Source organism: Photobacterium sp. OFAV2-7 (genome assembly GCF_022347985.1).
In the GTDB taxonomy this organism is placed as follows: Bacteria; Pseudomonadota; Gammaproteobacteria; order Enterobacterales; family Vibrionaceae; genus Photobacterium.
In genome coordinates this window covers 1-6238 of record NZ_JAKRFQ010000237.1, presented here as the reverse complement: position 1 = coordinate 6238, position 6238 = coordinate 1, and the positions used below count along the sequence as shown (strand labels likewise).

Sequence of the window (6238 nt, the reverse complement as noted above, 5' to 3'; positions counted from 1 at the left end):
TCAAAGACGATCAGCGGTGACTTACCACCAAGCTCCATCGTGATGTCCTTAAGCGTACCGGCAGCATCAGCCATGACTTTCTTGCCAGTCCCCGACTCACCGGTGAAAGAAACCTTGGCAATATCCGGATGGCGGGAAAGCATCTGGCCGACACGGTAGTCACCCTGAACAACATTAAACACGCCATCAGGGACACCGGCTTCTGTGAAGATCTCCGCCAGCTTCAATACCGAAAGCGGCGTTTCTTCAGACGGCTTGAATACCATGGCGTTACCAGCCGCCAAAGCAGGAGCCGATTTCCACATTGCAATCTGGATTGGATAGTTCCACGCTCCGATTCCGGCACAAACACCCAATGGCTCACGGCGGGTATAGAAAAACTGACCGTGACCCAAATCTTGTTGCTGGCCCTGAATTGCCGAGGCAAGCCCCGCGTAGTACTCGATAACATCCGCACCAGTGGTAATATCCACCTCGATGGCCTCCTGGATCGGCTTGCCGGTATCTTTGACTTCCAACGCGGCAAGCTCATCATTGCGCTCACGGAGAATCGCTACCGCCCGCATCAAGATACGTCCTCTTTCCATGCCACTCATCGCTGACCACACTTTAAAACCTTGTTGTGCCGAAGCGATTGCACGGTCAACATCCTGAACAGTGGCCTGTCCGATCTCGGCCAGCTCCTCGCCGGTTGCCGGGTTACAGGTTATAAACGTTTCTTCAGATGAGGCTTCAGTAGCCTGACCATGGATATACAGAGACTTCATTTTCATCAAATGCCTTGGTAATTAATGTTGTTATGACTTTGTCAGTTCAAATACGGGGCGAGTTGTTTTTGCAGGTAATCAGAGATGATCTGTTGGGCTTTGTCCGGACAAATTCCGTCAGGGTTCAACGCCCCTCTTAGCCAAATCCCATCAATAAGTGCAGCAACGCCCTGTGCGACAAAAAGGGCTTGTTCAGAAGGTAAAACTTTCTTGAGTTCAAAGCGGAGGTGCGATAACAAACGACGTTCATTTACCCGCTGTAGCCGATGCAACGTAGTATCGTGCATAGACTGCGCCCAGAAGGCCAGCCATGTTTTCACCACTTTGCTCTCGACTTGGTAACCATCAAAATTCGCGGCAACAATCGCCTTGACCCTAGCGGTCACGTCATCTTTGTCCGCGGCACGAAGGTGCTCTATGGAGGTCGCTGACAATTGACGCAGCACCGAGCGCATCGTCTCCTCCAGCAAACCATGTTTACCACCAAAATAATGATTAATGATCCCAGGAGAAACACCTGCCTTGCGGCTGATCAAAACCACACTCGCACCCGAAAGCCCAACTTCATCAATAACAGCCATTGTGGCCTCGACAAGCTGTGGTCTGCGAATTTCTGGCATTCCGACTTTTGGCATAATTGCTACTCAAATGTTTCTTAATTGAACGTTTAATTAAAAATAAATTTACATAATATTAGCAGCAAGTCAAAAAATGTTTCGTACCATAATGAATAACATGATACTAATAACAGGAAAAACAACACTAAACACTTGATATTTAAAGATTAAAAATAAAACAGAAAAAACAAGATTGATTTAAATGTTTTGTGTCGAAAACAAGTCCCTGTCACAAGACAACATTTCGTCAACGACGAAGCCATAAATCATGATACCGAGCCTGAATTCAGGGTTCAGAAAAGGAAGGTTCAATTTTTGTTTAGTACTCTAATCTTTACAGCCATCGCAATCTGACGCGACGAACCATATTTCGCCGTCGTTTGATACATTGCGCTTTTATTTCCCCCTTTAACCTCCCTTATTGAGCTAACTCTCGATAAAAAAATTTACTTTTTAAGAACCCTGAATTACACAGAAAGAGAAGGTGATTTTTCCTGGCATTTAAAACGCTGTGTACTGTAAGGATTTCGCGGTAATTGACACCATTCGACCCATCACAATCACGTGGCAACTTAGGGGAACTGGCGATGACTTCAATAACAACACGACAGCCTATGCGCATCGGTTTTTATCTCACTCACAATTTCACCATGATCGCGATGGCATCGGCCGTTGAAGTATTGCGCATGGCCAATCAGCTCTCGGGAGAGAAGCTGTACCAATGGTTTACCCTCAGTGAGAGTGGCGAGCCGGTTGCCGCCAGCGATGCGCTCGAGGTAAGGGTTGATGACCAAATCCCATCTCAACTACCGCTTGATTCTTTGATTATCTGCGGCGGTGTTCAGATTGAACGTTGCTGTACACCGCAACTAACAAGCTGGCTTTGCCAGCTTGATCGCCAGCAAAAAATACTCGGCGGGATCTGCACCGGCAGCTATGCTCTGGCAAAAGCAGGGGTAATGGCAAACCAGCACTGCGCCATTCACTGGGAACATCTGGCCGGGTTGCAGGAACTGTTCCCGTCGATAAAAATCACCAATAAGCTGTTCACGCTCAGTGACAAACGAATGACCAGTACTGGCGGGACAGCGCCGATGGACATGATGCTCACTTTAGTGGCCAAACAACATGGCAGCAGGCTCAGTGCGGCGATATCGGAAATGTTCATGTGCGAGCGGATCCGCAATGGCGAGGATGTGCAAAAAGTGCCGCTTCGGAGCCTGGTCGGAACCTCCCAGCCCAAGTTACTTGAAATCGTTTCTCTGATGGAAGCCAACCTGGAAGAGCCTATCGGCATGGATGAACTTGCAGGATTTGTCGACCTGTCACGTCGCCAGTTGGAAAGGCTATTCCAGAAACACCTGCAGTGTTCACCTTCGCGCTACTACCTTCAGCTTCGGCTTAGTCGGGCCAGACAACTGCTCAAACAAACCAATTTGTCAGTCATTGAGGTTTCTGTCGCCTGCGGGTTTGTTTCAACACCTCACTTTAGCAAATGTTACCGTGATTGCTTTGGTATTCCTCCACGTCACGAACGGCAAGGGATTTCGTCACAGCCGGTTGCTACCGAGCAGCCAGCGATTAGCGAGGAGTCTCTTTCCACAGAGCTGCCTATTACCGCAGAGCAACCGATAACCACTGAGCAAGCAGTAATCAACGAGCAACCTGATATGACAGAATTCCCGATGATTACCAATCTTCCGGCACTTACCGAACTCAGAGAACTGCATGATGACAACCTGTTCGATACCGGTTTTGACGATCAGAGTACGCTTCCCAACCAAGCTTGTTAGGTTCTTAATAAACTTTTAAATTCATTGGATTAGAAAGTATCATTTAAGGATACCTTCTTCTCGCAGCAAGGCGATAATGGCTTCGGCAGCCTGTTGGGGGGAAGTGTCTTGTAATACCTTGCCCGCCTGGCTCGGGGTCACCGTTGTTGCTGCTTTCATCCGTTCTGCAGCGGTTTTCGCCGTGATGATCTTCAGACGTTTGGGACGCTGTTTTGCTGGTTGTAGTTGCCATTGAGACTGTTCGCTATCAGCCACAAGCTCAAGCCCAAATTCATGTTCGGAATCATATTCAGATTCGAGCACATTGACGATGCCATCACGCGCTTTTAAGAACGCACTTTGTCTTGCCTGCGGCGCCGCACTGTTAATGGTTACCACCACAGGTTGCTTGACCAATAGTTTCCGGCGCTGACCACGTGGTAACGCCTGTAAAAGCTCGATATGTCCATCTGCAACACCAACCAAACCAGCAATATGCGGCACAATCGCCCAGCCTAGTTGATCTGCCAACAGGTAAGGTAGCAAGCCTGACGCTTCCCCCCATTCAGCCTGTTCACCGCACAGTACCAAATCGGGCTCCGCTTCATTCACATACTGAGCCAGTGCCGATACCGGATCGGAGAGCTCTGGCTGCTTAAGTACGGTTATCTGCCCGATTCCCATTCCCAGGTAATCTCGTAATGCCGACTGTTCCGACTCATCTGCATGGCCGGCATAGACAACCTCAATCGCCGCACCGGACTGTTGCAATGCCAGCTCAATCGCCTGTGCATCCAATGAAGCACGGCATGGGCGCCCAGTTAATGAATGCATACCGATCGATACCAACACCATGATTTGCAGCGGCTCACACAGCATCATCCCACTTCTCCTTAACCTGTTCGCTATCAGCTCCGGTCAACTCTCCAGCCTGACTTTCACTTTCTCTGTGGTTAACACTGTCGGCCAGTGCCTGCATGATCTCGCTGCTGTCGCCTATCACACTGAGATCCGCCCGGCTGACCATCGTGCAGCCCGGATCAAGATTGATAGCGATCACCGTATCGCAATGGGTCATTCCCTGCAGATGCTGGATCGCCCCGGAGATCCCAACCGCCAAATAAATGCGGGCTGAAACCAAGGTGCCGGATGCACCAACCTGGGTTGAACGCGGCATATTACCGTCATCCACTGCCACACGACTTGCACCCTCAGTTGCCCCAAGGGCTGTAGCCGCTTGATGAAACAACGGCCAGTCGGTCACACCATTTCCGCCCGCAAAGACAAACTCCGCTTCCACCAAGGAAACAGAACCGGGATCAACAGGAAGCAGACCCAAGTCATCAATTTTCGGCGATGTCGCGGATATCTTTTCCAACGCAATCGGGTCCAGCTCAACCGGGCTGGCCTGATAGCAACATTGGCTCACCGGCTCGGCGATCTGCTCTGCCACCAGCAAAATACGTTCATGCGGGCGACGATACTCGTTGCCACTTTGCCCGGCACGGCACCATATCCAGTTGTCATCAATTTCTACCACCCCGGTAGCTGCTCGCTCGTCCAGCCTGGCGGCCAGGCGGCGACCGAGATCGGCACTGTTCATAGTCTGATCACCAAACAGCCAGTAACTGGGGGCAAACTGCTTATCAGCCTGTAGTAGCAAAGCGAGCTGATACTCAGGTTGGTATCCTTCCTCTCCGAACACAGAGAGATCCAATAGCCGATCTATCCCTGCATCAGCGAAACGATCATCTTTGATAGAAGAAAAGACCACCGCCAGCACGGCTCCGCGTCCCTCAATCTTCTGACCATCCATATGATCATGAGCAAAACCGCCATTTGCCAACTGCTGCGCCAGCCCCAACATATCTCTGTCGGCACTGGTTAGCCTGCCGCCACTCATCTCAGGCACCACGGCGATAAAAAAGTCAGGATCATCGACTCGATGCAAGGGCAACCGGGAAGCGTTCCTGCATCGCGAATCAAGTATTGGCGTGGTTCCAGAGCTGATATCAGGAAAAGTGCCAGAGTCGGCGATACTACCTTGAGATTGATTATCAGAATGTTGGTTTGCACAGTTAAGATGCAAAGGATGAAGGCGATTGCGCTGAATACGCTCAAGCCGAGGATCGCGACGGAATACTCTGCTCATGACGCCTCCATTTCATCGACCTGACAATGCCGAACAGGCTGAGGCTGGGCTTCCAACAGCAACTCGGCAATATCCCGTACCTCAGGGCGTGGCTCAATAACCCCTTCAAGCATTAGGCTGCACTGCGGACAGGCCACGACAACAATGTCAGCCCCAGTTTCCCTCACATCATCCATTCGCATATCCGGTATCCTGCGCTTACCTGCAATATCGGTGGCAGGCGCACCACCACCGCCACCGCAACAACGAGAGCGATAGCCCGAACGTTCCATTTCTTTTACTTCGATCCCGATAGCCCGTAACAGAGACCGAGGTGCTTCATAACCGCCGTTATAGCGCCCCAGATAACAAGAATCGTGATAAGTCACCGACAGATCTCGAACAGGCTCCAGCTTCAGGCTCTCTTGAGCGACCAGCTCTGCCAGCAACTGGGTATGGTGGCAAACATCATAATTACCGCCAAAATCCGGATACTCGTTTTTCAGAAGATGAAACGCATGCGGATCTGCTGTCACAATCCGCTTGAATCTGTATTTGCTCAATGTGTTTATATTGGCTCTTGCAAGGCGCTGAAAGGTTGCCTCGTCACCAAGGCGACGGGCCAAATCACCGCAATCGAGCTCTTCATTGCCCAGCACGGCAAAATCAACATTTGCCCGCTGCAGCAAGGTAACCAGGGCCCGAAGTGTACGCTGGTTGCGCATGTCGAACGCCCCGTCGCCCACCCAGAGCAGCACATCGACCTGCTTCACATCAGCCAGCAAGGGAATATGCAGATCAACAGCCCAGTTATTGCGTTGCTGGGGAGGGTGACCGTTGGGGTTGTCGGTCGCGATCAGGTTTTCAAGCATGTCCGGCCCTTTACCGGGAGTCGCGCCTTGTTCAAGAGTCAGATAACGACGCAAATCAACGATCGCGTCCACATGCTCG

6 protein-coding genes are annotated in these 6238 nt (G+C 50.8%); 1 reads left to right on the top strand and 5 read right to left on the bottom strand.

From position 1 onward, the window contains the following. Both MHN01_RS13280 and betI read right to left on the bottom strand, forming a co-directional pair. On the bottom strand, positions 1–773 hold a 773-nt coding region (locus MHN01_RS13280), incomplete at its 3' end, for an aldehyde dehydrogenase family protein (protein ID WP_239411784.1). Positions 774–808: 35 nt separating this feature from the next. Continuing rightward, positions 809–1402 (bottom strand): transcriptional regulator BetI, encoded by a 594-nt coding sequence (betI, locus tag MHN01_RS13275; RefSeq protein WP_239411783.1) that lies wholly within the window; start codon positions 1400–1402, stop codon positions 809–811. Positions 1403–1971: 569 nt separating this feature from the next. Between betI and MHN01_RS13270 the strand changes: the two genes are divergently transcribed. Continuing rightward, positions 1972–3177, top strand: coding sequence for a GlxA family transcriptional regulator (locus tag MHN01_RS13270; RefSeq protein WP_239411782.1), 1206 nt, complete (start codon positions 1972–1974; stop codon positions 3175–3177). Positions 3178–3216: 39 nt separating this feature from the next. Here MHN01_RS13270 and MHN01_RS13265 read toward each other — a convergent pair whose 3' ends face one another. The 3 genes from MHN01_RS13265 to MHN01_RS13255 all read right to left on the bottom strand — a co-directional run. Then, positions 3217–4038, bottom strand: a complete 822-nt coding sequence (locus MHN01_RS13265) for an electron transfer flavoprotein subunit beta (RefSeq protein ID WP_239411781.1) — start codon at positions 4036–4038, stop codon at positions 3217–3219. Next, a complete protein-coding gene (locus MHN01_RS13260; RefSeq protein WP_239411780.1) occupies positions 4025–5308 on the bottom strand; it encodes an electron transfer flavoprotein subunit alpha/FixB family protein in 1284 nt (427 codons plus the stop codon). The genes MHN01_RS13265 and MHN01_RS13260 overlap by 14 nt, the downstream gene beginning before the upstream one ends. After that, positions 5305–6238: (Fe-S)-binding protein (locus MHN01_RS13255; protein WP_239411779.1), on the bottom strand; the 934-nt coding region annotated here is incomplete at its 5' end. The genes MHN01_RS13260 and MHN01_RS13255, both read right to left, overlap by 4 nt.

Coding starts and splice junctions, on each gene's coding strand:
- betI (WP_239411783.1), bottom strand. CDS start 1,402: ATGCCAAAAGTCGGAATGCCAGAAATTCGCAGACCACAGCTTGTCGAG.
- MHN01_RS13270 (WP_239411782.1), top strand. CDS start 1,972: ATGACTTCAATAACAACACGACAGCCTATGCGCATCGGTTTTTATCTC.
- MHN01_RS13265 (WP_239411781.1), bottom strand. CDS start 4,038: ATGATGCTGTGTGAGCCGCTGCAAATCATGGTGTTGGTATCGATCGGT.
- MHN01_RS13260 (WP_239411780.1), bottom strand. CDS start 5,308: ATGAGCAGAGTATTCCGTCGCGATCCTCGGCTTGAGCGTATTCAGCGC.